Source organism: Pseudomonas sp. BP6 (genome assembly GCF_017875935.1).
In the GTDB taxonomy this organism is placed as follows: Bacteria; Pseudomonadota; Gammaproteobacteria; order Pseudomonadales; family Pseudomonadaceae; genus Aquipseudomonas; species Aquipseudomonas putida_Y.
The window spans coordinates 4,122,686-4,146,107 of the sequence record NZ_JAGINI010000001.1 but is presented as its reverse complement, the minus strand read 5'-3'; the positions used below and the strand labels follow the sequence as shown (position 1 = coordinate 4,146,107).

Genomic DNA, 23,422 nt, shown 5'->3' with positions numbered 1-23,422 from the left:
CGATGCCTGTTAGATACTGCATGGCGGCTGCGCTGAGCCTGGCCTTGTCCATCGCCTATGCCCAAGAGCCGGTGTTCGATGACAACGGTACGCCGATGTACGAGGTAAATTTCGTCGATACCGAACTCGGCGAGTTCATCGACAGCGTGTCGCGCATCACCGGCACCACCTTCATCGTCGACCCCCGGGTCAAGGGCAAGGTCACCGTGCGCACTGTCGACCTGCACGACGCCGACGCCATCTACGACATCTTCCTGGCCCAACTGCGCGCCCAGGGCTATGCCACCGTCGACCTGCCCAATGGCAGCGTGAAGATCGTGCCCGACCAGGCCGCGCGCCTGGAGCCGGTGCCAGTCGAGGCGGGCGGGCAGCAGGGCGAGGGCAGCGACAGCGTGGCCACCCGCGTATTCAGCGTGCGCAACGCCGCCAGCGAACAGGTACTGGGTATCCTCAAACCGCTGATCGACCCACGGGTTGGAGTTATTACACCGTACCCGGCGGCGCACCAGTTGGTGGTGACTGACTGGCGCAGCAACCTCGAACGCATCGCCAGCCTGCTGCGCCAGCTCGACCGCCCTCAAGAGGCACCGGGCAGCGGCAGCACCCAGGTGATCTACCTGCGTCATGCCAATGCCGGTGAAGTGGTCAAGGTGCTGCGAGGGCTCAGCCAGGAAGGTGCGGTGCCGGCTGAAGGCGCGGGTGAAGCAGAGAGCAAGGATCGGCCGGTGATGGCAGCTTCCGGTGGCCCGGGCATCCGCCTGGAATACGAAGAAGGTACCAATGCCGTGGTCATGGTTGGCCCCGACAGCGAGCTGGCGGCGTACCGGGCCATTGTCGAGCAACTGGACATTCGCCGTGCCCAGGTGGTGGTCGAAGCGATCATCGCCGAGGTGTCCGACAGCAGCGCCCAGGAGTTGGGCGTGCAGTGGCTGTTTGCCGACGAGAAGTTCGGTGCCGGTATCGTCAACTTCGGCAGTAACGGGGTGAATATCGCCAGCATTGCCGGCGCCGCCGCCAGTGGCGACAACGAGGCTCTGGGCGATTTGTTGTCCACCACCACCGGTGCCACGGCGGGCATCGGCCATTTCGGTGGTGGCTTCAACTTCGCCATGCTGGTCAACGCGCTGAAGGGCAAGAGCGGCTTCAACCTGCTGTCCACGCCCACCTTGCTGACCCTGGACAACGCCGAAGCGTCGATCCTGGTCGGCCAGGAAGTGCCCTTCGTCACCGGCTCCGTGACCCAGAACAACGCCAACCCGTACCAGACCATCGAGCGCAAGGAAGTCGGGGTGAAGCTGCGCATCAAGCCGCAGATCAATATCGACAACAGCGTGCGCCTGGACATCGTCCAGGAGGTGTCGTCGATTGCCGACACCAGCTCGGCCAGCGACGTGATCACCAACAAGCGCGAGATCAAGACCAAGGTCATGGTCGAGGACAACGGCCTGGTGATACTTGGCGGCCTGATCAGCGACGAATTGAGTACCAGCAACCAGCGTGTGCCACTGCTCGGCGACATTCCTTACCTTGGCCGGTTGTTCCGCTCCGATGCCACCCGCAACACCAAGCAGAACCTGATGGTGTTCATCCGCCCGCGTATCCTGCGCGACGGGCCGAGCCTGGCGGGCCTCAGTGAAGCCAAGTACCGCACCCTGCAGCAGACCACACCGCTGCAGTTGCCGGACCTTGCAGAGGGCACGCGGCTGTTGCAGGTCTTCCCCGCCAGCCGCGCACGCCTGGAAGGCGGTGACTGGTGATGCTGCCCTATCGCCAGGCACGGCAGAGCGGAGTGGCCATGGCCCCGGCGGAGCAGGGCTGGCAGCTATGGCTGCGGCCCGACGCCGACAATGCCCAGTTGCAGGAGTTGCTGCGTGTGCATGGCCAGCCAAGCCTGCTCGAATACCTGGAACCTGCGCTGTTCGACGAGCGCCTTGGCCAGCTGTACCAGGCCGGCGATGCCGCCACCGAAGCGCTGATCGAAGGCATCGGCGACCAGGTCGACCTGGATAGCCTGATGAGCGAGATGCCGCGCATCGAAGACCTGCTTGAAAGCGACGACGAAGCCCCGGTGATCCGCCTGATCAACGGCCTGTTCGGCCAGGCGCTGCGGCTGCGCGCCTCGGACATCCATATCGAGACCTTCGAGCAGAGCCTGGTGGTGCGTTTGCGGGTCGATGGCCACCTGCGTGAGGTGCTGCGTCCTCCACGTGCGTTGTCGGCCATGCTGGTATCACGGATCAAGGTCATGGCCCGCCTGGACATCGCTGAAAAGCGTCAGCCCCAGGACGGCCGCATCACCTTGCGTGCAGCAGGGCGCGAAGTGGACGTGCGGGTCTCGACCTTGCCCGGCATCCATGGCGAGCGGGTGGTGATGCGCGTGCTCGACAAGCAGGCCAGCCTGCTGGCGCTGGATAACCTGGGCATGCCGGCAGCGGTACTGCAGGGCCTGCGCGGTTGCCTGGCGCGTCCCAATGGCATTGTGCTGTCCACCGGGCCGACCGGTTCGGGCAAGACCACGACCCTGTACGCCAGCCTGAACAGCCTCAACGATGGCAGCCGCAACATCCTCACCGTCGAGGACCCGGTGGAGTACGCCATCGCCGGCATTGGCCAAACCGCGATCAACCCGCGTGCGGGGCTGACGTTTGCCAGTGGCTTGCGCGCCATCCTGCGTCAGGACCCTGACGTGATCATGCTCGGCGAAATCCGCGATCAGGAGACTGCACAGATCGCCGTGCAGGCCAGCCTCACCGGCCACCTGGTGCTGTCGACCTTGCACACCAACAGCGCGGTAGGCGCAGTGACCCGCCTGCGCGACATGGGCATCGAGCCCTTCCTGATCGCCTCTTGCCTGCGCGGCGTCCTGGCCCAGCGCCTGGTGCGGCGTTTGTGCAACTGTGCCGTGGCGCACCCGCTGCAGGCTGCCGAGCGCGAGCTGTGGCCCGAGCTGGCGGCGCTGGGCAGCACTTATCACGCGGTGGGTTGCGAGCAGTGCCAGGGCAGCGGTTATATCGGGCGACTGGGGCTGTACGAATTTATCGAACTGGACGCTGGGCTCATCGGCCTGTTGTACGACGGCGCCAGTGAGCTGGCCATGCAGGATTACCTGGCTGAACGGCGCCAAAGCCTGGTGGCGATGGCCAGCGATTGCCTGGCTCGCGGTGAGACCAGCCTGGCCGAAGTGCTGCGCGTGGTACAGGGCTAAGACATGCCGACCTATCGCTACCAGGCCGTTGACCTCGCCGGCAAATCGCACAAGGCCAGCCTGCAGGCTGACAGTGAACGCCACGCTCGCCAGCTATTGCGCGAGCAGGGCCTGTTCGCCCGCCAGTTGCAGCGTCATGAAGCCGGCAGCCGACAACCCCGTCGCCAGCGCCTGAGCCGCGCCCAGCTGTGTGAGCTGACCCGTCAGCTGGCCACCTTGACCGGGGCCGGTATTCCCTTGGTCGATGCCCTTGCCACCCTTGAACGGCAACTGCGTCAGCCCGCCCTGCACAGTGTGCTGGTGGCCTTGCGCGGCTCGCTGGCCGAAGGCCTGGGCCTGGCGCGCAGCCTGGCCCGGCAGGGCGCACCGTTTACCGGCCTGTACTGCGCGCTGGTCGAGGCCGGCGAACGTTCCGGGCACCTGGCCCAGGTGCTGACCCGCTTGGCCGACCACCTGGAGCAGGTGCAACGCCAGCAACACAAGGCCCGTACTGCGCTGATCTACCCCGCTGTGCTGATGGGGGTATCGCTGGCAGTGGTGATTGGCCTGATGACGTTCGTCGTGCCCAAACTCACCGAGCAATTCGCCCACGCCGGGCAAAGCCTGCCGCTGATCACCTCGTTGCTGATCGGCCTGAGCCAGGGGCTGGTGCAAGCCGGGCCCTGGCTGTTAGGGGGGGCGCTGTTGCTCGGGGTGCTGGGCGGCTGGCTGCTGCGCAAACCGCACTGGTGCCTGCGTCGCGACCAACTGCTGCTGCGCCTGCCGCGTATTGGCCACCTGCTGCAGGTGCTGGAAAGCGCGCGCCTGGCGCGCAGCCTGGCGATTCTCAGTGGCAGTGGCGTGGCCCTGCTCGAAGCCTTGCAGGTGGCCACTGAAACCATTGGCAACCGGCGTATCCGCCTGGCCATGGAGCAGGTGCGCCAGCACGTGCAGGGCGGCACAAGCCTGCACCGTGCGCTGGATGCCAGCCAGCAATTCCCGCCGCTGCTGGTGAACATGGTCGGCAGCGGCGAGGCCAGCGGCACCCTGGCGGACATGCTCGAGCGCGTGGCCGACGACCAGGAGCGCGGCTTTGCCCGCCAGGTCGATACCGCCATGGCGCTGTTCGAACCCCTGATGATCCTGGTGATGGGCGCCGTGGTGCTGTTCATCGTGCTGGCGGTGCTGCTGCCGATCATGCAACTCAACCAGGGCCTGCAATTGTGACGACAAGGAGTATTGCCATGCAGCATCGACGTAACCGCCAACGCGGCTTCACCCTCATGGAAATCATGGTGGTGATCTTCATCATCGGCCTGCTGATTGCCGTGGTGGCGCCCAGCGTGCTGGGCAACCAGGACAAGGCCATGAAGCAGAAGGTGATGGCCGACCTGGCCACCCTGGAGCAGGCGCTGGACATGTATCGTCTGGACAATTTGCGCTTCCCCAGCAACGAACAGGGCCTGGTCGCGCTGGTGAAAAAGCCGGCTCAGGAGCCGCTGCCTCGGGCCTGGCGCAGTGATGGCTACGTGCGTCGCCTGCCGGAAGACCCATGGGGCACCCCGTACCAGTACCGCATGCCCGGCGAACATGGCCGGGTCGATGTGTACTCGCTGGGCGCCGATGGCATGCCGGGTGGCGAAGGCCAGGATGCCGACCTGGGTAACTGGGCGCTGTAACCGGTGCGCGGTCAGCATGGGTTCAGTCTGATCGAGCTGCTGGTGGTGTTGGCCATCGCTGGGCTGATGACCGGGCTGGCGGTGGCTGGCCTCGGCAACGGCCAGGCCCGTGTCGAGCAGGCCCTGCAACGGCTGGCGGCCGAGGTCCGCGGCCAGGCCGCGCTGGCCCGGCATGCCGGGCAACTGCGCGGGCTGCGTTGGAATGGCCAGCGCCCGGAGTTCGTCCGCCGCCAAGGCAATGACTGGATCGTTGAAAAGGTCGCGCTCGGCGACTGGCCCAAGGGCCTTCACCCGGACTGGCCCCCGAGCCCGCAGCCGCGCCTGCTGTTCACGCCGCATGGCTGGGCACAGTCGGGCAGTGTGCGTTGGCGTTGGGCTGATGGCGGCCAGCAATGGGCTTGGCGCCGCAATGGTCACTTGCGGGTGGCGGTGGCGCCATGAAGCAGCGTCAGCGTGGTTTCACCTTGCTGGAAGTGACCGTGGCCCTGGCGATTGCCGCCGTGCTGGCAGTCATCACCAGCCAGGTACTGCGCCAGCGGCTGGCCGTTCAGGACAACCTGCAACAGCACCGCCTTGGCCTGTTGTGCGCGCGTGAGCTGCAAGCCCGCTTTGCCGTCGAGCAGTACTGGCCTGCCGAAAACCAGGTGGCCGGCAAGCTTGGCCAAGGTGGCCAACTGTGTCACTGGCAATTGCAACTGCGCCGCACCGGCGTGCGTGACCTGCGCCGTGGCGAACTGCAATTGTTCGCCGACCACGATCAGCGTCTGCCACTGGGCCAGTACACCGTGTTTCTGGAGCGCCCATGAAACGCCATCAGGCAGGTCTGACCCTGATCGAACTGATGGTCGCCCTGGCCCTGACCGCCATACTCGGCATCATGCTCGCCGCGCTGGTCAACGGCTGGCTGAAGGTGCGCGAACGCCTGCAGCACACCAATCAGCAAACCTCGGTGCTGGACTTTTGTCTGGCACTGGAGCGGCGCTTTGACAGCCCGGTGCTACGCCGTGTCTACGACCAGCGTTTGCCGCTGGCCAGCCGATGGCTGGACTGGCAACCCGCCAGCAACCAGTTGCTGTGGGTCGCCAGCACCGGCCTGCCGGCGGCCGAAGGTGGCTCGCGCCTGCAACGCCAGCGACTGCGCTTCGAGGTCCGTGAGCAGCGCCTGCTGCTGGAAAGCTCGGCCGATTTGTACGCCGCCGTCGCCCCGCGCTGGGTAGAGCGCGAACGACTCGACCAGGTCAGCGCCATGAACGTTCTGTACTACCAGGGCGGCCGCTGGCTGGCCTGGCCTTCTGACCAACCGGTACACCCAGGCCGTGGTGTGCGTCTGGAACTGCTGCGTGATGGAGCCCCCTATGTCTGCACCTTCGCCCTCCCATGGGGGCGCTCATGAAACTTGAATGGCGGCGGCGTACGCCGGCGCAGGCGTGGCTATTGCTGCGCCCGGGTGTTGTCTGGCACTGGGCGCTGGTCCATGAGGGTATTTTGCAAAGCCAGGGGCAGGGTGAGCCACCGGCAAACCCGCAGGCCCATGTTGCGCTGGTTCTGCCTGCCGAGGCCTGCAGCCGTTTTCGCGTGCCGGCCCCGCCCGGGCTCAAGCGCGAAGAATGGCCTTTGTTGCTTGAGGATCGCTTGCTGCAGGCCCCGCATGAGGTGGCCTGTGCCTGCCTGGCCCGTGAACCCGGGCACCTTCGCCTGCTGGTAGTGGCGCGCCAGCAGTTGGATGAATGGCGTGGCCAATGTGCCGCCTGGGGCTTGCAGGTAGTGCGCTGCTGGGCGGAGCTACAGTTGCTGCCATCGCCCGAGCCAGGATGCGCCTGGCAATGGCAGCGTACCCCCGGCATGTCCTATTACAAAGGGCTGGCCGAAGACGGACAGGAACACTGGCTGGCCTGGCCTGATGCCTTGGGGGGAGTGCGGCAGCCACCGTGGGCAGGGCTGCACAAGACGTCGCTGAGCGGCAATTGGCCAGCCGTATTTACGCCGCTCGACACATTACCCGGTCTGTTCGAACGCATCCGCAAGGTGCGCTCGTTGCCAGCGGCGTCCCGACAGCAGCAGCGGCTGCTGGCAGCTTGCCTGGTGCTGGCCACCGTTTGGGGTGGCCTGTGGTTGAGCCAGCAATGGCGCCAGGCGCAACTCTGGCGCAGCCAGGTCATTGCCGTGACCGGCGAGCAGGCCAGCCCTCGGCACGCGGCGCAGGCCCTCAAGCGCCTACGCGAGAGCGTACTGCAGCAGCAACTGCGTACACGTCAGCTAGACGACCTGCAGGCTCGCTTGCAGGCCTGGCTGCGTGCCAACCCGGATTGGCGCCTGCAAGCGGTGCGCTTCGATGGTCAGCGTTGGCACCTGCGTCTGGAGGGCGAGGGCAGTGCGCCGCCATGGCGTGATATGGCGGCTGCCGCTGGCGCCACAGTGCAGGTTCAAGAGGGCCAGGTGATCTTCGACCTGGGAGCCGCCTCATGAACCGGGACTGGCTACAGCGTCATCGCTTCAAGTTCGCCTGGGGACTGATCGCTCTGCTGCTGGCCTTCCTGGCCCTGCGTGAAGGCGTTGCGCAATGGCGCACGCTTGGCCAGTGGCGTGTGCTGGCCGAACAGGCGGCCAGCCTGCAAGGCGGGCCCGGTTTGAACCTGGAGCGGCTACGTCAGTCGGCCCAGGCCCGTGGGGTCGAACTGATCGAAGTCGATACGCAAGGCAAGGCCTGGCAACTGCGTGGGCAGGTGGCCGATGAGCGCATGCTGCAAGGCTGGGTGCAGAGCCTGCGTGCAGAAGGCGCATTGCCGTTGCAATGGGGGCTGGAGCAACAGGGCAAGGCTTTGCGATTCGACCTGGTGGTGCAGCCATGAGCCGCAGTGCAGCAATGGCCTGGGTGCTATTGGTATTCGTGCTCACGCTGTTTATCGAGCTTCCGGCCAATTGGGTGGTGCGTGCGTTCGGCCTGCCGGTACGTGATGTCGGCGGAAGCCTTTGGCAAGGGCAGGCACAACAATGGGGGCCGGTCGGGCCTTTGCGCTGGACGCTGCAGCCCTGGCGCTTGCAGGCGAATGCGCAAGTGGGGTTCCAGGGCCAGGCCTGGCAGTTGCGCGCAGAAGGCTGGCCTTGGCAGTGGCGGCTGGAGGCATCAGCCAAGGGGGCTTTGGCGACGGTCTCGACGGATTACCGCCTGGCCGGCCAGTGGCAGGGGGGGGTGAGGATGCAGGGGGCAGGGCGCCAATGCCAGGCCAGTGAAGGCCGCGTGATCGTAACCGACCTGGCTCTGAGCGACCCTTGGTCCCTTGGCCTTGGGCACGGTTGGCTGGAAATGGATTGCCGCAGTGGCTGGCACCTGCGCGGGCAGTTGGCGCAGCCAGGGCAACATCAACTGGCCGTGGATGCCGACCTGCCAGGGCGCCGGGCGCAGGTGGTGTTCCAGCTGCAGCCTGAAGCGCAGTTGACGCCATTGTTGCGTGGGGCTCAATGGCTCGGGCCGCAGGCCCTGGCGGGGCAGCGAGACCTTCGTTGGTGAGCAACTACGTGGCGTGGCGCCCTGTAGATACGCTGTGGGCGGTCGAGCTTTTCTGAGGTGGTCGGGGCTGAACCGCTTGGTCTTATCAAATGGTTCAAACCGCGAAGCAGGCGGCGCTTTGCGTGGCACCGGCTGCCCGGTGTTCGCGGGTGAACCCGCTCCTACAACGGCCTGTGCCCAACCGCCGATATGTGCCCACCCACCGATTTGTGTCCAACCGCCGATTTGTGTCCAACCGCCGATTTGTGTCCAACCGCCGATTTGTGTCCAACCGCCGATTTGTGTCCAACCGCCGATTTGTGTCCAACCGCCGATTTGTGTCCAACCGCCGATTTGTGTCCAACCGCCGATTTGTGTCCAACCGCCGATTTGTGTCCAACCGCCGATTTGTGTCCAACCGCCGATTTGTGTCCAACCGCCGATTTGTGTCCAACCGCCGATTTGTGTCCAACCGCCGATTTGTGTCCAACCACCGATTTGTGTCCAACCACCGATTTGTGTCCAACCACCGATTTGTGTCCAACCACCGATTTGGGCCCAACCACCGATTTGTGTCCAACCACCGATTTGGGCCCAACCACCGATTTGTGCCCAACCACCGATTTGTGTCCAACCACCGATTTGTGTCCAACCCCCGATTTGTGTCCAACCACCGATTTGGGCCCAACCACCGATTTGTGTCCAACCGCCGATATGTGCCCACCCACCGATTTGTGTCCAACCACCGATTTGGGCCCATCCCCGATCATTGTAGGAGCGGGCTTGCCCGCGAAGACGGCAGATCAGGCAATCACGATCACTCGTCGTCCGCAGTCCCGTTGGCCCGCCAGTAGGCTGCGGCCTTTAGCGCATCTTCCGGCACCCCTTTCTCCAGCAATAGCGCCTTGGCCTGGCGAGTCAGGGCTTTTTCCAGCGCCACCCAGGCATACAGCCGGCCTTGCGGCAAGCTCAGGTTCCGCACCAGTGCCAACAAGTCTTCCTCCTGGCGACGTACCCAGATCACTTCCACCTGGGCCTTGCTTGGCAGCGGCTGGCGCTCGTGCTCGTCTTCGATCTGGATCACTGCCAGCACCTGGCGGCCCGCCGGCAACTCCTCCAGCCGACGGCCAATGGCCGGGATAGCAGTTTCATCACCGATCAGCAGGTAGCTGTCGAAAATATCCGGCACCACCAGCGAGGCCCTTGGCCCTGCGATGTCCAGGGTTTGCCCGGGCGCGGCTTGCGCGGCCCAGGTAGAGGCAGGGCCGTCGCCGTGCAGCACGAAGTCGATGTCCAGCTCATTTGCCACCAGATCGATGCGCCGCGGTGTGTACTCGCGCATGGTGGGCCGCGCGCCACCGTCCTTACCCATATTACGGGCCTCGATGGCCTGTTGTTGCTCCGGCGTTTCGGCAAACAGCAGCTTGATATGGTCGTCGCTGCCCATACTGGTAAAGCCTTGCAGCTCGGCACCCCCCAAGGTGATCCGGCGCATGCGCGGGGTCAGCTCGGTGACCCGCAGCACCTGCAGACGGCGCTGGCGGATCTCGTGGTTTACGCGGTGAATGGTGTCACTCATGGGGCGTCTCCCTGAAAGGTTCGGTTGGCCCGGAGGCGATGGCCGTGGCGGCATGGTTGAGCAGGTCACGGACCCGTTCGATTTCTTCCGCGGTCCAGCGGCCGCTGTGCATGTGTAGTGCATGACGCAAGTTACCGACCGCTTCATGAATCTCTGGCGGGCGGTCGTGGCCGCGCAGGGCGCGTTTGCTGACTTCGATGCGCATGCGCACGCCATCCAGGGCTACCGCCTGATCCGCCAAGGCGCTGCGGCCGGCATCGGTGATGGCATACAGGCGTTTGCTGCCCTGCACCTGGCCGCTGATCAGTTCGGCTTCTTCAAGAAAGTTCAGCGTGGGGTAGATCACCCCGGGGCTTGGGCTGTAGCTGCCTTCGAACAAGTTCTCGATCTGGCGGATCAGGTCGTAACCGTGGCCGGGTTGCTCGGCCAGCAAGTCCAGCATCAGCAGCTTGAGGTCACCAGGGGCGAAGACACGCGGGCCGCGCTCGCCACGGCCGGGGCGCCGCTCGAAGGGATCATGAGGGGTATGTTCGCGCATAAGGAAAGGGCTCCGTCGTTTGCGATATATCGTAAGATATTACTCAAGATATATCTAAAGACAAGCCATTTAATGCTGATGATTATCATCTACTCAGTCGATGTGTTACCTGTCGGCGGCGGTGTGTGCAGGGCAACCTGTGGCTGCTTGCACTCATTCGGGTTGCCTGGCTGCAGGTATGGCATGAGGATCGGTGCCATGCCCTTGAGCACCTGCACTGGCAGCGCCGAGGTAAATTTGAACGCTTCTGCTGTGCGACCCGGCACGAAGGCGGTCAGCGTGCCGAAATGGTTGTCGCCGAGGAAGAACACGAAGGTGGCGGTGCGGTTCAGCGAGCGCGAACCGATCAGCCGGCCGCCGGCGCCGAAGCTTTCGATTCGGTTGTCACCGGTACCGGTCTTGCCGCCCATCACCAGTGGCGTGCCGTCCTGCAGCTTGAAGCTGCCGGAAATACGCCGCGCGGTACCTGCGTCGACCACTTGCGACATGGCGCCTTTGAGCGCACGTGCCACTTCGACCGGCAGAATTCGCACGCCCCGGTCCGGGTCTGAGATCAACTTGGTCTCGTAGGGTGTATTGGCTGCAAAGTGCAGGGTATCGATACGCAGGGTTGGCAGGCGAATACCGTCGTTCTGGATGATCCCGACCAGTTCGGAGAGGGCAGCGGGGCGGTCGCCGGAGCTGCCGATGGCCGTGGCCAATGAAGGCACCAGGTGGTTGAATGGATAGCCCACGCGTTTCCAGCGCTGGTGGATGTCGAGGAAGGCTTCGATCTCGACCATGGTGCGGATGCGGCTGTCACGGGCGCTCTGGTGGCGGCTCTTGAACAGCCAGCCATATACCTCCTGGCGTTCGAAACGGCTGGCATTGATCATTTCGGTCAGTGTCGAGCCTGGGTGCTTCAGCAGGTAGCCAAGCAGCCACAGGTCCAACGGGTGGACCTTGGCGATGTAACCCTGGTCGGGCAGGTCGTACTTGCCCGGGCCATAAGCAGCGTACATCTCTGACAGACGGCCATCGGTCAGTTTGCCCAGCACCTTCTTGTCATCCTTGAGGTGGGCACGCACGAATGCGTTGAAGGTTTCCTGGCCTGCCTCGGGGAACAGGTAGCGGTGTACTGCCGCCAACCGCTGTGGGGTCACGCGCATGCTGTCGATAAAGGTGTCCAGGCGTTGTTGCGAGGTTCTACGCTGGTACTTTTTCCAGAAGCGCATCAGGTATTTGGTGCCCTCCTTGTCGGCGAAGCGCGCAAGGTACTCCTGGCGGCGCGGGTCGGCGTCGTCCTTGAGCAGCGCCACGCGGTTGTATGGTTGCTGGTAAGTCACGTAGCGCACGAGGTCGCGCATCAGGCGGATGAACGGCAGGTTGATCGACTCGCGCAGTGCATCTTTGAGTGTCGGGTTGCGGTTGTTGTCTTCCTTGCGGAAGTTGTTGAACACATGCATCCCGCCGCCAGTGAAGAACCCTTCGCCGGTGTTGGCCGAGTACTTGCGTTCCAGCGCGGCGTCGAGCATGGCGTCCAGGCTCTGGTTCTTGCTGTTCTGCGCCAGCCATTCCAGCGACCATTGCGTGATGCGGTCGAGTTCGGCCACTTCGACCTTCTTCAGCTCGGCGGCAGGTTTGCCGGCGTACTTGTCGTGCAGCTCGGCGATAATCTCCAGGTAGGTGGTCAGTACCCGTAGCTTGGCGGTTGAGCCCAGCTCCAGCTTGCTGCCTTCGTTGATGTCGAAGGGCTGGTTGGTGCTGTCGGTCTGCACCCGCACCCGCGAACCATCGGCGGTGCGCTCGAACAAGGTGAAGCTGTAGCTCACCTGGTCGGTGGTCTTGGCGGTGAGCAGCCGCTCGCCGATCAGGCCGATCTGTGCGGCAAACGCCGGGTCGGCGAGGTTTTTCAGGTACTGGCTGACCTGCAGTTGCAGGTCGGCCTGCAAGGTACTGGTGGCTGACAGGTCAAGGCGGTCGAGGTCGTACAGTGGGCGGTTGAGCATGGCCGACAGACGGTTGCGCGCAAGGCTGATGCCCTTGTTGGTGATGATCGGTACGATGGTCGGCTGCGCTACCCAGTCGCGGTACACCGCCTTGCTGACCAGCGCGGCATCGGCCAGCGGCTGATCGATGATCTTGTTGGCGGCAAGCACGCGAATGTGCGAGTCGGTGAGTTCGGCCAACTCGACCCGGCCCTTGGACAAGTAATACGAGGGACGGCGCTGGGCAATCATCAGCGACAGCACCTGGCGCAGGGCCAGGCCACGCGCGGCCATGCTCTCTGAGTCGGTGGCGGTGGCGTTCAGGGCCTGGTTGACCTGGTCGAAGTCGGCGCCGTACCACACCCGCAGGCCCTCGGCCATGCCATGTACCTCACCATGCCCAGGCACGGCCGACAGCGGTACGCTGTTGAGGTAGTCGCGCACGATACGCTGGCGTGCCTCGGTGGTGTCGGGGCCGCCCTGGTAGGCACGCACGCTGGCAGAAATCATCTGCCGGATCTTCTCCGCGCCCGACACCGTCAGGCCATCCGGTGAGTGGCGATATTTTTCCAGCTGGGTGGCCAGGGTGCTGCCGCCGGCAGACTGACCGGGCAGGGCCAGGTACTTGGCGACCTGGCTGTAGGCGGCCTTGGCAAAGCGTGGCCAGTCCACAGCCGGGTTGTTACGTGGGTCGTCGGTATCCAGCAGGTCGCGGTTTTCGATGAACAGCAAGCTGTTGACTATTACGGGAGGTATCGCCGCAAAGTCCGGGTACAGGTGCTGGGGGTAGTTGTACTGGTACAGCGTGTCGCCGCGGCAGTCGGTGATCGACAGGCCGGCCTGGATCTTCTCGATATAGGGCGCGAACAGCCCATGATCGACGTAGTTCATCAATGCGGGTGAAAACTTCACCTGTTCGCTGATGAGGTAGTCGCGCTTGAGCAGGCGTGGCAGGAATTCACCCAGGGCGCTATAGCCCAGGCGTTTGTCGAACGGCCCATCACCGGGGTAGACGATGGCATCGCTGGGACCGGGTTGCAGCGAGTAGGTCAGTGTACTGGCCAGTCTGCTGAACTCGCGCGATTGTAGTTCGGAGGTACGGAATTCGTTATACGCGGCAACAGCGATGGCTACCAGTGCCACCAGCAGGATGAGGATGATCAGCCACCACCATAGCCGACGCTGACGGGGGGACTTGGATTGTGGCGTCTCGGCCTGAGGTATCTTGGGAGCTTCCGTTCTGCTGGGTTCCGATTGCCACAGTGCGCCCATAGTCTTCTATCCGGCCAAGTGTTTTCGTCTTGCTTGTCTGAAGCTTAGACGTTGAGTGGATAGGGTGAAAAATTTGTAGGAAGTTGGAAAAAGTGGTGTGGGGCTATACGGCTTTGGTGTGGGTTTCTTCAACGGACGATGTTGCTATGGTGCCTTGGCAATTCTTTGGGCGCAAAGCGGCCCCAGAGTTCTAGCCAAATTTCTGCATATATACAGTGAAAACACCTACAACGGTCTTCCTATACTGCTGGCCCCCTTCGCCCTGCCGGGCGCTCTAGTCCGGCACATGGGCAGGCCCACAAGGCCAGCCTGGCAAGCCAACGCCACGCCTATCGGCATGGTCGCGGCTGCACGAAGGTCAAATCCAATAACAAAATGAGGTTGTATTGCTATGCCAGTCGGCAACCACTCTGCCCACGGCCAGGCCACTGAAGGCGGCCCGCTCAAGCGTGAACTGGGCGAACGGCACATCCGCTTGATGGCGCTGGGCGCCTGTATCGGTGTCGGTCTTTTCCTCGGTTCGGCCAAGGCGATCGAAATGGCCGGCCCAGCCATCATGTTGTCTTACATCATCGGTGGCCTGGCCATCCTGGTGATCATGCGCGCGCTCGGTGAAATGGCCGTGCATAACCCTGTCGCCGGCTCTTTCAGCCGTTATGCCCAGGATTACCTCGGCCCATTGGCGGGCTTCCTGACCGGCTGGAACTACTGGTTCCTGTGGCTGGTGACCTGTGTTGCCGAAATTACTGCAGTGGCCATCTATATGGGCATCTGGTTCCCCGACGTACCGCGCTGGATCTGGGCCCTGGCGGCACTGGGCAGCATGGGCGCGATCAACCTGGTGGCGGTGAAGGCTTTTGGTGAATTCGAGTTCTGGTTCGCGCTGATCAAGATCGTCACCATCATCGCCATGGTCCTCGGCGGCATCGGCATCATTGCCTTCGGCTTTGGCAATGACGGTGTCGCAGTCGGTATCTCCAACCTGTGGAGTTATGGCGGGTTCATGCCCAATGGTGTGACTGGCGTGCTGATGTCGCTGCAGATGGTGATGTTCGCCTACCTGGGCGTGGAAATGATCGGCCTCACCGCAGGTGAAGCACGCAACCCGCAAAAGACCATTCCGCAGGCCATCGGCTCGGTGTTCTGGCGCATCCTGCTGTTCTACGTCGGGGCGTTGTTCGTGATCCTGTCGATTTACCCTTGGAACGAAATCGGCAGCCAGGGCAGCCCGTTCGTCATGACTTTCGAGCGCCTCGGCATCAAGACCGCCGCCGGCATCATCAACTTCGTGGTCATCACGGCGGCGCTGTCGTCGTGCAATGGCGGCATCTTCAGTACCGGGCGCATGCTCTATAGCCTGGCACAGAACGGCCAGGCGCCGGCGGCCTTCGCCCGTACCTCGAAGAACGGCGTGCCACGCAATGCGCTGCTGCTGTCGATCGGCGCGTTGCTGTTGGGCGTACTGGCCAACTACCTGGTGCCTGAAAAGGTCTTCGTCTGGGTAACCTCGATCGCCACCTTCGGTGCGATCTGGACCTGGGTGATGATCTTGCTGGCACAGCTGAAGTTCCGCGCCGGCCTTACCACTGCCGAGCGCAAGGCACTGAAGTACCGCATGTGGCTGTGGCCGCTGAGTTCGTATCTGGCGCTGGCCTTCCTGGTGCTGGTGGTCGGGCTGATGGCGTACTTCGAGGATACGCGTGTGGCCCTGTACATCGGCCCGGCGTTCCTGGTGCTGCTGACGGTGCTGTACTACACGCTCCGCCTGGCGCCGAAAGACGCACAAGGTGTGACGAGTACCGCCTCCTGATCTGACGTGGGGCCGCTTTGCGGCCCCAGCGTTCCGTCAGGCCGCCACTTCGCTGTGCGGCTCGAAACTGTCCGCCCGAGCCAGTTGCCACATCCGCGAATAGAACTGCCCGTTCACCTCGCCGGTCAGCAACTCACCTGGCTTCAAGAACACATGCATCTGCGAGAACAGCTTGATCTCGGTGGCCGAAATGCGCCGCACCAGGTGCTTGGCCTCCAGTTGAGCCGGGTGCTCCAGGCCTGCCGCCGCCAGCATTTCTGCCAAGGCACGCAAGGTGTTGTGGTGGAAGTTCAGCACCCGCTGGGCTTTGTCGGGCACCACCAGCGCACGCTGGCGCAGCGGATCTTGTGTGGCCACGCCGGTCGGGCACTTGTTGGTGTGGCAGCTTTGCGACTGGATACAGCCGATGGCGAACATGAAGCCGCGTGCAGAGTTGGCCCAGTCGGCACCAATGGCCAGCACGCTGGCGATGTCGAAGGCACTGACTATCTTGCCGCTGGCGCCCAGCTTGATCTTGTCGCGCAGGTTCAGGCCGACCAAGGTGTTGTGCACGAACAGCAGGCCTTCACGCAGGGGTACGCCGATATGGTCGGTGAACTCCACGGGCGCTGCGCCAGTGCCACCTTCCTTGCCATCGACGACGATGAAGTCGGGCAGGATGCCGGTTTCCAGCATGGCCTTGGCGATGCCCATGAATTCCCACGGGTGGCCCAGGCAGAACTTGAACCCCACCGGCTTGCCGCCGGACAGCTCACGCAACTGGGCGATGAACTGCATCATTTCGATCGGTGTCGAGAAGGCGCTGTGGCGCGACGGCGAGATGCAATCCTCACCCATCAGCACGCCACGGGTTTCGGCAATTTCCTGTGTGACCTTGTGTTTGGGCAGTATGCCGCCGTGGCCGGGCTTGGCACCTTGGCTCATCTTGATCTCGATCATGCGCACCTGAGGGCTGCGCGCCTGGGCGGCGAAGCGTTCGGGATCGAAGCGCCCATCCGGCGTGCGGCACCCGAAGTAGCCGCTGCCCAGTTCCCACACCAGGTCGCCACCGTGTTCGCGATGGTAGGGGCTGATGCTGCCCTCGCCGGTGTCATGGTGGAAATTGCCCAGCTTGGCGCCCTGGTTGAGCGCACGGATGGCATTGGCGCTGAGCGAGCCGAAGCTCATGGCCGAAATGTTGAAGATCGACGCGGAATACGGCTGGCTGCACTGCGGCCCACCAACGATAACGCGGAAGCTGGCCGGGTCGGCCAGCGGTGCCGGGCGCATGGAGTGGCCGATGAACTCGAAACCGGATTCATATACGTCGATCAGGGTGCCGAAAGGTTTGTCCGAGGCTTCGTTCTTCGCCCGGGCATACACCAGCGAGCGCTGGGCGCGGGAGAAGGGCAGGGCATCGCTGTCGGACTCCAGCAGGTACTGGCGGATTTCCGGGCGAATGGCCTCGACCAGATAGCGGATGTTGCCAAGAACCGGGTAGTTACGGCGTACGGCGTGGCGCTGCTGCAGTAAATCGAACAGGCCGACCAGGCTGAGGATGCCAGTGGTCAGGGTGAACGGCCACAACCATTCGTGGTGGCTGAAGGGGATGCTCGCCAGGGTGAACAGCACGCAGGCGGCGAAGAAGGCATAGCGACTGAGAAGTGACAGGCTCATACAGGGTCCTTGCGATGGCGCGGTCAGGCTCAGGGCCTGGGGGCAAACCCCGACCATAGCCAAGTTGCCGGGCGCTGCAAATTAAAATCGGGGTAGCGAAAATCATTCTCGACCCGAGCCGAATTGCCTGGGTGCAACGCATACCGCTGTAGGAGCGGGTTTACCCGCGAATGCGTCGGGAGCCTCACCATCGCATTCGCGGGTGAACCCGCTCCTACAGGGGGGGACGTGCTGTGATCAAGATTTTCGATCCTGCTCAATAGCGTGCCGCCTCGACCAGATACGTGTAACGCCCAGTTGGCCTGTCAGGCCGGCACAGGAATGACCGGCCTTGTCAGGCCAATGACCCCATGGGATCCTCGCGGGTCATTTTTTCAGCGAGCCCACCCCCATGCCCAACATCATCCGCATCGCCGCTGCCCTGCTGATCGACCCTCAGGGCCGCACCCTGCTGGTGCGCAAGCGTGGCACCGAGGCTTTCATGCAGCCAGGCGGCAAGATCGATGCCGGTGAAACGCCGGTACAGGCGCTGGTGCGCGAGTTGCACGAGGAACTGGGCCTGCGTATCGACCCGGCTCAGGCCGTGCACCTGGGCCAGTTCAGTGCCCCCGCCGCCAACGAGCCAGGCTTCGAAGTGCAAGCTGAACTGTTCCGTGTCGACAGCGCCGCTGCTGTGGTGCCGGCCGCAGAGATCGAGGAGGTGGTCTGGCTGGCAGCAGATCAGGCGCCCGTCATGCAACTGGCCCCCCTGACCCGCGACTTGATCCTGCCGCTGTATCGCCAGGCGCTCAACGCACCGCGCTGACACCGTCGAGGGTGGCGAACGAGGTGTCCTTGGCCGTCAGCAAAAAGTCGCGCATATATGGGGCATCGAGCATGTCGGTGCGTACGGCGGCATAAAGCGTGGCAAACAGGCCTTTCTCGCCCAGGCGTTTGCCCTTCACATAGCCGCGCGAGCTGTACTCGTGCAGCGCCCAATGCGGCATGCCGCATACGCCACGGCCGCTGGCCACCAGCTGCATCATCATCACCGTCAGCTCCGAGGTGCGCACGGCGGCTGGCTCGATATCGGCCGGCTCCAGGAAGCGGGTGAAGATGTCCAGGCGATCGCGTTCCACCGGGTAGGTGATCAGCGTCTGGTCGAGCAAGTCTTGCGGCACGATGTAAGGCTTGCTGGCCAGCGGGTGCTGGTTGGCCACTGCCAGCATCGCCTCGTAGGTGAACAGCGGCACATAAGTGATGCCTGCCAGGTCCACCGGGTCGGAGGTCACCACCAGGTCAAGGTCGCCACGGGCCAAGGCCGGCAGCGGGGCGAAGGCAAAGCCGGAGGCCAGGTCCAGTTCCACTTCCGGCCAGGCATCACGGAACTGGTCGATGGTCGGCATCAGCCACTGGAAGCAGCTGTGGCATTCGATAGCCATGTGCAGGCGCCCGGCAGTGCCTCCGGCCAGGCGTGCAATGTCACGCTCGGCACCGCGCAGCAGCGGCAGGGTGGCATCGGCCAGTTGCAGCAGACGCAGCCCGGCGCTGGTGAAGCGGATCGGCTTGGTCTTGCGCACGAAAATCGGGAGGCCCAGGCGCTCTTCAAGCTCCTTGAACTGGTGCGACAACGCCGACTGGGTCAGGTGCAGGCGTTCGGCGGCCTCCACCAGGCTGTCGGCTTCGCGCAGGGCATGAAGGGTTTTCAGGTGACGGATCTCCAGCACAGATGACTCCGGGGTATGGAATAGAGGAACCAGGTAATGAGTTGAGTTTCTCTCATGATGCTACATCTGTCGACTGGGCGATCGTCGCACCGCCTGGCGGGAGTCATGAAACTGTCACCGAACTGTGGCAGCGCGCCCGAACAGAATTCATCAGACTCGCGCTCTACTGGGGATCTGCATTCTGGTGTTTCTTTCATGCGGGCTTTTTGGCTTTTTCTTTTCTTCCTGTTCAGCGTACCGGCGAGTTTCGCCGAACAGCGCTGTGACGCCCATGTGCCGGTGCAGCGTGCTGAACTGGGTGCCGTCAGCCTGGTGTACCAGAGCGTCGGAGCGCCACGCGACCCGGCCTTGCTGCTGGTCATGGGCTTGGGCGGGCAGCTGATTCATTGGCCGGACGACGTGGTCGAGGCATTGTGCCGACAAGGTTTTCGGGTGATCCGCTATGACAACCGCGATGTCGGCCTGTCACGCTGGAACCAGGTGCCACCGCACGCCAACCTGACGCTCGAGCTGTTGCGTTACAAGCTGGGCCTGCCTGTGTCGGCGCCCTATACGCTGACTGATATGGCAGATGACGGCTTGCGCCTGATGGACGTGTTGGGCGTGCGCCAGTTTCATGTCTTGGGGGTGAGCATGGGCGGCATGATTGCCCAGCATCTGGCGGCGATGGCGCCCGAGCGTGTGCGCAGCCTGACGCTGATCATGTCCAGTTCAGGGGCGGCGGGTTTGCCGGCACCGGACCCGGCGTTGGTGCAGTTGCTGGCCCGGCGCAGCGCACCGAACCGCGAAGTGGCTATCGAGCAGCAGGCCGACCTGCTGGCGGCCTTGGGCAGCCCGGAAGTGCACGACGACCGTGACGTGTTGCTGCATCAGGCGGCAATGGCCTACGACCGGGCGTTCAACCCGGACGGCGCCAAGCGCCAGATCATGGCGATACTGGCCGAGCCGAGCCGTGTCGAGTTGCTCAACCAACTGCGCGTGCCGACCCTGGTGGTACACGGTACGGCTGACCCGTTATTGCCGGTGATGCATGGCGTGCACCTGGCGGCGCATATTCAAGGTAGCCAATTGCGCTTGATCCCGGGGCTGGCGCACCGTTTTCAAGAGCCGTTCAAGGCGCCGCTGCTGGGGGCGGTGTTGCCTTATTTGCAGGCGCATAGGCAAGAGGTCACGCACATCGCAGGGCTTTGAATCCGCGCCGGCTTCTTCGCGGGCTTGCCCGCTCTCACAGGTGCTGCTCCGATCTCAGGCTTTCCAGTTTGGGTTCAGGTCAGCCGAGGCCGTATTTTTTCACTTTGTCGAACAGCGTGGTCTTGGCCATGCCCAGTTCCTGGCTGGCCTGGCTCAGGTTGCCGCCGGTGCGTTGCAGGGCATCAGTGAGCAGGTTGCGTTCGAATGCTTCCACCGCCTCGGCAAAAAGCAGGCCTTGGTTGGCACCACCGCTGGGGCCTTTCTTGAACGCTGGCAGGCCGAGGGCATAGCGTTCGGCCACGTTGCGCAACTCGCGCACGTTGCCCGGCCAGTCATGGGCCATCAGGCGCGACAGGGTCTGGCTGTCCAGTGTCGGTGTTTCCCGGTCGAAGCGCAGGGCCGATTGCTGCAGGAAGTGTTCGAACAACTGCAGAATGTCTTCACGGCGCTCACGCAGCGGTGGCAGCTCCAGGGTTACCACATTCAGCCGGTAATACAGGTCACTGCGGAATTGGCCGCTCTGGCCCAAGGCATCGAGGTCGGCCTTGGTCGCGGCGATCACCCGGCAATCCACCGGGATGCTCTGGTTCGAGCCCAGTCGCTCCAGAGTGCGCTCCTGCAGTACGCGCAGCAGCTTGATCTGCAGGTTGATCGGCATGCTCTCCACTTCATCGAGGAACAGCGTGCCGCCATTGGCGTGTTCGATCTTGCCGATACGGCGTTTGCCGGCACCGGTAAAGGCGTTGGCCTCGTGGCCGAATATCTCGCTTTCAAACAGGTTTTCCGGCAGGCCGCCACAGTTCAGCGCCACGAACGGGTGGCTCTGGCGGCGGCTGAAGTCATGCAGGCAGCGCGCGACCAGCTCTTTGCCGGTGCCGGTCTCACCTTCGATCAGCACGTTGGCTGAGGTGTCGGCGACGTTGGCGATCAGTTCGCGCAAGTGCTCCATGGCCGGTGAGCGACCAATGATGCGCCCCTCCAGGCTGCTCTGTTCGGCCAGCTGGCGGCGCAGGGCCACCACTTCGCGTGACAGCCCGCGCTGTTCCAGCGCGCGGCGTACCACGTCGACCAGGCGCTCGGGGGAGAACGGTTTTTCCATGAAGTCATAGGCGCCGTTACGCATGGCGCCAACGGCCATGTCGATATCGCCATGGCCAGTGATCAGCACCACTGGCAGGCTGCGGTCACGGGCCTTGAGGCGATTGAGCAGCTCCAGGCCATCAATACCCGGCAGACGGATATCGCTGACGACAATGCCGGCGAAATCGTCGCCGATGCGTTCCAGCGCCTGTTCGGCGCTGCCTACGCCCTCGCAGGCGATATCCTCCAGGGCCAGCGCCTGCTGGCAGCCGAGCAGCACATGCGGGTCGTCTTCGACGATCAGGACGGTAAGAGGCGCTTGGTTCATGGATGCTCTGCCGATTCGCTAGGGGGGAAAACCAGAGGCAGGGCCAGGACGAAGGCTGTGCCGCCGGTGGCGGGATGCTCGACGTTGAGGCTTCCCTTGGCGGCGGCAGCAAGGCTCGCCGACAGGGTCAGGCCCAGGCCCAGGCCATGCTCACCCGGTTTGGTGGTAAAGAAGGGTTCAAACAGGTGCTTGCGCGCCTCGGCGTCGATGCCATGGCCGTTGTCGCGCACCTGCAAACGGTACTTGTCGCCCTGCAACTCGCCTTCCAGCCACAGCTCAGGCTGCGGTTGCGCGGCCATGGCGTCAAGGGCATTCCCGATCAGGTTGACCAGAATCTGCTCCAGGCGGGTCTGGTCGATGGCCAGTTGCTGGTCCTCGAACTGGTGGTGCAATTTCAAGTGACAGGCACTGATGCGGTTGGCCAGCACCTGCAGGGTGGCCTCCACCGCCTTGGCCAGTGAAGCCTGGCCGCTGTCATCGCTGCGCCGGGCGAACGAGCGCAGGCTGGCGGTGATGCGGCCCATACGGTCGATCAGGTCATTCATGGTGCGCAGGTTGGTACTGGCGGTTTCCAGCGCCCCGCGCTCGAGGAAACGCACAGTATTGCCAGACAAGGTGCGCAGCGCAGCCAGTGGCTGGTTCAGCTCGTGGGCAATGCTGGTGGACATTTGCCCGATGGCGGCCAGCTTGCCCGCCTGCACCAGCTCATCCTGGGCGTGGCGCAAGGTCTGCTCGGCGTGCCGGCGCTCGCGAATCTGGCCCTTCAGGCGTTCGTTGCTGGCGCGCAGGTCGGCGGTGCGTTCGGCAATCCGCCGCTCCAGCTGGCTGTTGGCTTCTTCAAGGGCTTCGCGGGCCGCCAGGCGGGTGGCGATCACTTTGCGCCGCTCGTTCCAGGCAATGCCGAGGATCGCCAGCAAGGCAAAGGCCACGCCCACCAGAATGCCCTGCACCATGGACTCGCGACGCAGGTCCTGCAGGGGGGTCAGCAGGGTGAAATGCCAGGGCGTGTCGACCAGGCGCCTGGTTTGCGCCAGGTAGGCCACTTCGTGCGGCTTGCCATGAGCGGTTTCGGTGTTGGCCGGGAAGGTCAGTTTTTCCACGCCATCGGCCAGGGTCTCCCGGGCCAGAGGCTGCAATTCGTTCAGCGGCCACCAGTAGTACTGCAGGCTTCGCGCCAGGCGCTCCTTGATTTGCGGGGTCAGCGGGCGCACCGACTTAAGGCGCCGGGCCGGGTCGCTGGAGAGGATGATGATGCCATTCTCGTCGCTGACGAATGCCTCCAGGCGGGCACGCTGCCAGCGCTCCTCGAGGGTGTCCAGGCGCACCTTGATCACCGCAACGCCTATGATCTTGCCGTGCTCCTCAAGCCCATGGGCCAGGTAATAGCCGGCCTCGCCCGTGGTACTGCCGATGCCGTAGAAACGCCCGGGTTCGCCGCGCACGGCAGTCTGGAAGTAGGCGCGGAACGACAGGTCTTCACCCAGGAACGAGTCGGCATCGCGCCAGTTGCTGGTGGCCTGCACCCGGCCATTGGTGTCGAGGACGAAGATGGCCCGACTGCGACTGCGACGATTCAGGCCTTCAAGGTATTCATTGACCGTCTGGCGTGAGCCGCCGTCCGGGTCGGTGAGCAGGTGCGAGACGCTGTCTTCCAGCTCCAGCAGGCTCGGCAAGTAGGTGTACTTGCTGATTTCGCTTTCGACCGTGCGTGCGTGCAGCTCCAGCTGGCGTTCACCGTTTTCGCTGAGGGTGCGGATGCCGTTGCTCTCGCTGATCAGGTAGCCAGCCATTCCCAGGCCGACCATCAGCAGGATGATCAGCGGCGGTAACAGCAATTGACGGATCAGGCGGGAATTCACGGCAGGCTTGGCAGGGCGAAGTAGCGAGGGGTCGCATTTCATCACAGTGGCCTTGTAACGACCAGCTTCCGCTGCCTGGTGGTCCC

General features: G+C 63.7%; 20 protein-coding genes. 13 read left to right on the top strand and 7 right to left on the bottom strand.

The genetic code is table 11. The features are described 5' to 3' along the window. The first annotated feature begins 20 nt into the window (after window positions 1-20). The 10 genes from gspD to J3A98_RS18780 are packed head-to-tail and all read left to right on the top strand — an operon-like array spanning window position 21 to window position 8,371. Window positions 21-1,757 (top strand): type II secretion system secretin GspD, encoded by a 1,737-nt coding sequence (gene gspD, locus J3A98_RS18825; RefSeq protein ID WP_209969909.1) that lies wholly within the window; start codon window positions 21-23, stop codon window positions 1,755-1,757. Beyond that, window positions 1,757-3,205, top strand: a complete 1,449-nt coding sequence (locus J3A98_RS18820; RefSeq protein ID WP_176683824.1) for an ATPase, T2SS/T4P/T4SS family — start codon at window positions 1,757-1,759, stop codon at window positions 3,203-3,205. The genes gspD and J3A98_RS18820 overlap by 1 nt, the downstream gene beginning before the upstream one ends. 3 nt (window positions 3,206-3,208) lie before the next feature. Continuing rightward, entirely contained in the window at window positions 3,209-4,411 is a 1,203-nt protein-coding gene (gene gspF / locus J3A98_RS18815) for a type II secretion system inner membrane protein GspF (RefSeq protein ID WP_209967751.1), read from the top strand. A gap of 17 nt (window positions 4,412-4,428) precedes the next feature. Beyond that, window positions 4,429-4,863: a type II secretion system major pseudopilin GspG gene (gspG, locus tag J3A98_RS18810; RefSeq protein WP_176683677.1), complete on the top strand. Its 435-nt coding sequence runs from the start codon at window positions 4,429-4,431 to the stop codon at window positions 4,861-4,863. 3 nt (window positions 4,864-4,866) lie between these two features. After that, window positions 4,867-5,304: a type II secretion system minor pseudopilin GspH gene (gene gspH / locus J3A98_RS18805; RefSeq protein ID WP_209967748.1), complete on the top strand. Its 438-nt coding sequence runs from the start codon at window positions 4,867-4,869 to the stop codon at window positions 5,302-5,304. Continuing rightward, on the top strand, window positions 5,301-5,669 hold the full coding sequence (locus J3A98_RS18800; RefSeq protein ID WP_209967746.1) for a type II secretion system protein GspI: 369 nt from the start codon (window positions 5,301-5,303) through the stop codon (window positions 5,667-5,669). Before gspH ends, J3A98_RS18800 begins: the two co-directional genes overlap by 4 nt. Then, entirely contained in the window at window positions 5,666-6,256 is a 591-nt protein-coding gene (locus J3A98_RS18795) for a prepilin-type N-terminal cleavage/methylation domain-containing protein (RefSeq protein WP_176683674.1), read from the top strand. The genes J3A98_RS18800 and J3A98_RS18795 overlap by 4 nt, the downstream gene beginning before the upstream one ends. Beyond that, window positions 6,253-7,329 (top strand): type II secretion system protein GspL, encoded by a 1,077-nt coding sequence (locus J3A98_RS18790; RefSeq protein WP_245354991.1) that lies wholly within the window; start codon window positions 6,253-6,255, stop codon window positions 7,327-7,329. The genes J3A98_RS18795 and J3A98_RS18790 overlap by 4 nt, the downstream gene beginning before the upstream one ends. After that, window positions 7,326-7,712 (top strand): type II secretion system protein GspM, encoded by a 387-nt coding sequence (gspM, locus tag J3A98_RS18785; protein ID WP_209967742.1) that lies wholly within the window; start codon window positions 7,326-7,328, stop codon window positions 7,710-7,712. The genes J3A98_RS18790 and gspM overlap by 4 nt, the downstream gene beginning before the upstream one ends. Next, window positions 7,709-8,371, top strand: coding sequence for a general secretion pathway protein GspN (locus J3A98_RS18780; RefSeq protein ID WP_209967740.1), 663 nt, complete (start codon window positions 7,709-7,711; stop codon window positions 8,369-8,371). Before gspM ends, J3A98_RS18780 begins: the two co-directional genes overlap by 4 nt. A gap of 796 nt (window positions 8,372-9,167) precedes the next feature. Here J3A98_RS18780 and J3A98_RS18770 read toward each other — a convergent pair. The 3 genes from J3A98_RS18770 to J3A98_RS18760 all read right to left on the bottom strand — a co-directional run bounded on the left by J3A98_RS18770 (window position 9,168) and on the right by J3A98_RS18760 (window position 13,706). After that, the gene (locus J3A98_RS18770) at window positions 9,168-9,929 is read right to left on the bottom strand and encodes a siderophore-interacting protein (protein ID WP_209967736.1); all 762 of its coding nucleotides are present in this window, start codon (window positions 9,927-9,929) and stop codon (window positions 9,168-9,170) included. Next, on the bottom strand, window positions 9,922-10,467 hold the full coding sequence (locus tag J3A98_RS18765; RefSeq protein WP_176683669.1) for a PadR family transcriptional regulator: 546 nt from the start codon (window positions 10,465-10,467) through the stop codon (window positions 9,922-9,924). The genes J3A98_RS18770 and J3A98_RS18765 overlap by 8 nt, the downstream gene beginning before the upstream one ends. Before the next feature lie 89 nt (window positions 10,468-10,556). After that, window positions 10,557-13,706 (bottom strand): transglycosylase domain-containing protein, encoded by a 3,150-nt coding sequence (locus J3A98_RS18760; RefSeq protein ID WP_209967734.1) that lies wholly within the window; start codon window positions 13,704-13,706, stop codon window positions 10,557-10,559. 391 nt (window positions 13,707-14,097) lie between these two features. Here J3A98_RS18760 and J3A98_RS18755 point away from each other — a divergent pair, with 391 nt between their 5' ends. After that, a complete protein-coding gene (locus J3A98_RS18755; protein WP_176683667.1) occupies window positions 14,098-15,516 on the top strand; it encodes an amino acid permease in 1,419 nt (472 codons plus the stop codon). A gap of 36 nt (window positions 15,517-15,552) precedes the next feature. Here J3A98_RS18755 and J3A98_RS18750 read toward each other — a convergent pair whose 3' ends face one another. After that, the gene (locus J3A98_RS18750) at window positions 15,553-17,172 is read right to left on the bottom strand and encodes an FMN-binding glutamate synthase family protein (RefSeq protein ID WP_028697979.1); all 1,620 of its coding nucleotides are present in this window, start codon (window positions 17,170-17,172) and stop codon (window positions 15,553-15,555) included. A 391-nt stretch (window positions 17,173-17,563) separates the two neighbouring features. Between J3A98_RS18750 and J3A98_RS18745 the strand changes: the two genes are divergently transcribed. Beyond that, window positions 17,564-17,977 carry an NUDIX domain-containing protein gene (locus J3A98_RS18745; protein WP_176683665.1) on the top strand — a complete coding sequence of 138 codons (414 nt, stop codon included), beginning with the start codon at window positions 17,564-17,566 and terminating at the stop codon, window positions 17,975-17,977. Here J3A98_RS18745 and metR read toward each other — a convergent pair. Beyond that, window positions 17,961-18,878: a transcriptional regulator MetR gene (gene metR, locus J3A98_RS18740; protein WP_021781953.1), complete on the bottom strand. Its 918-nt coding sequence runs from the start codon at window positions 18,876-18,878 to the stop codon at window positions 17,961-17,963. The genes J3A98_RS18745 and metR overlap by 17 nt on opposite strands. A 195-nt stretch (window positions 18,879-19,073) precedes the next feature. Between metR and J3A98_RS18735 the strand changes: the two genes are divergently transcribed. Then, window positions 19,074-20,069 carry an alpha/beta hydrolase gene (locus tag J3A98_RS18735; RefSeq protein WP_209967732.1) on the top strand — a complete coding sequence of 332 codons (996 nt, stop codon included), beginning with the start codon at window positions 19,074-19,076 and terminating at the stop codon, window positions 20,067-20,069. Window positions 20,070-20,148: 79 nt separating this feature from the next. Here the strand turns inward: J3A98_RS18735 and J3A98_RS18730 are convergent, their stop codons facing one another. Both J3A98_RS18730 and J3A98_RS18725 read right to left on the bottom strand, forming a co-directional pair. Beyond that, entirely contained in the window at window positions 20,149-21,477 is a 1,329-nt protein-coding gene (locus J3A98_RS18730; protein ID WP_003254975.1) for a sigma-54 dependent transcriptional regulator, read from the bottom strand. Then, window positions 21,474-23,378: an ATP-binding protein gene (locus tag J3A98_RS18725; protein WP_209967730.1), complete on the bottom strand. Its 1,905-nt coding sequence runs from the start codon at window positions 23,376-23,378 to the stop codon at window positions 21,474-21,476. The genes J3A98_RS18730 and J3A98_RS18725 overlap by 4 nt, the downstream gene beginning before the upstream one ends. Window positions 23,379-23,422 lie beyond the last annotated feature (44 nt).

Excerpts from the sequence above, each read along its gene's own strand:
- J3A98_RS18795 (WP_176683674.1), top strand. The coding sequence starts at position 5,666 with ATGAAACGCCATCAGGCAGGTCTGACCCTGATCGAACTGATGGTCGCC.
- J3A98_RS18725 (WP_209967730.1), bottom strand. The coding sequence starts at position 23,378 with ATGAAATGCGACCCCTCGCTACTTCGCCCTGCCAAGCCTGCCGTGAAT.
- J3A98_RS18735 (WP_209967732.1), top strand. The coding sequence starts at position 19,074 with ATGCGGGCTTTTTGGCTTTTTCTTTTCTTCCTGTTCAGCGTACCGGCG.
- J3A98_RS18760 (WP_209967734.1), bottom strand. The coding sequence starts at position 13,706 with ATGGGCGCACTGTGGCAATCGGAACCCAGCAGAACGGAAGCTCCCAAG.
- J3A98_RS18750 (WP_028697979.1), bottom strand. The coding sequence starts at position 17,172 with ATGAGCCTGTCACTTCTCAGTCGCTATGCCTTCTTCGCCGCCTGCGTG.
- gspG (WP_176683677.1), top strand. The coding sequence starts at position 4,429 with ATGCAGCATCGACGTAACCGCCAACGCGGCTTCACCCTCATGGAAATC.
- J3A98_RS18770 (WP_209967736.1), bottom strand. The coding sequence starts at position 9,929 with ATGAGTGACACCATTCACCGCGTAAACCACGAGATCCGCCAGCGCCGT.
- J3A98_RS18790 (WP_245354991.1), top strand. The coding sequence starts at position 6,253 with ATGAAACTTGAATGGCGGCGGCGTACGCCGGCGCAGGCGTGGCTATTG.
- J3A98_RS18820 (WP_176683824.1), top strand. The coding sequence starts at position 1,757 with ATGCTGCCCTATCGCCAGGCACGGCAGAGCGGAGTGGCCATGGCCCCG.
- gspD (WP_209969909.1), top strand. The coding sequence starts at position 21 with ATGGCGGCTGCGCTGAGCCTGGCCTTGTCCATCGCCTATGCCCAAGAG.
- gspM (WP_209967742.1), top strand. The coding sequence starts at position 7,326 with ATGAACCGGGACTGGCTACAGCGTCATCGCTTCAAGTTCGCCTGGGGA.
- J3A98_RS18765 (WP_176683669.1), bottom strand. The coding sequence starts at position 10,467 with ATGCGCGAACATACCCCTCATGATCCCTTCGAGCGGCGCCCCGGCCGT.
- J3A98_RS18745 (WP_176683665.1), top strand. The coding sequence starts at position 17,564 with ATGCCCAACATCATCCGCATCGCCGCTGCCCTGCTGATCGACCCTCAG.
- J3A98_RS18800 (WP_209967746.1), top strand. The coding sequence starts at position 5,301 with ATGAAGCAGCGTCAGCGTGGTTTCACCTTGCTGGAAGTGACCGTGGCC.
- gspF (WP_209967751.1), top strand. The coding sequence starts at position 3,209 with ATGCCGACCTATCGCTACCAGGCCGTTGACCTCGCCGGCAAATCGCAC.
- J3A98_RS18730 (WP_003254975.1), bottom strand. The coding sequence starts at position 21,477 with ATGAACCAAGCGCCTCTTACCGTCCTGATCGTCGAAGACGACCCGCAT.
- J3A98_RS18780 (WP_209967740.1), top strand. The coding sequence starts at position 7,709 with ATGAGCCGCAGTGCAGCAATGGCCTGGGTGCTATTGGTATTCGTGCTC.
- J3A98_RS18755 (WP_176683667.1), top strand. The coding sequence starts at position 14,098 with ATGCCAGTCGGCAACCACTCTGCCCACGGCCAGGCCACTGAAGGCGGC.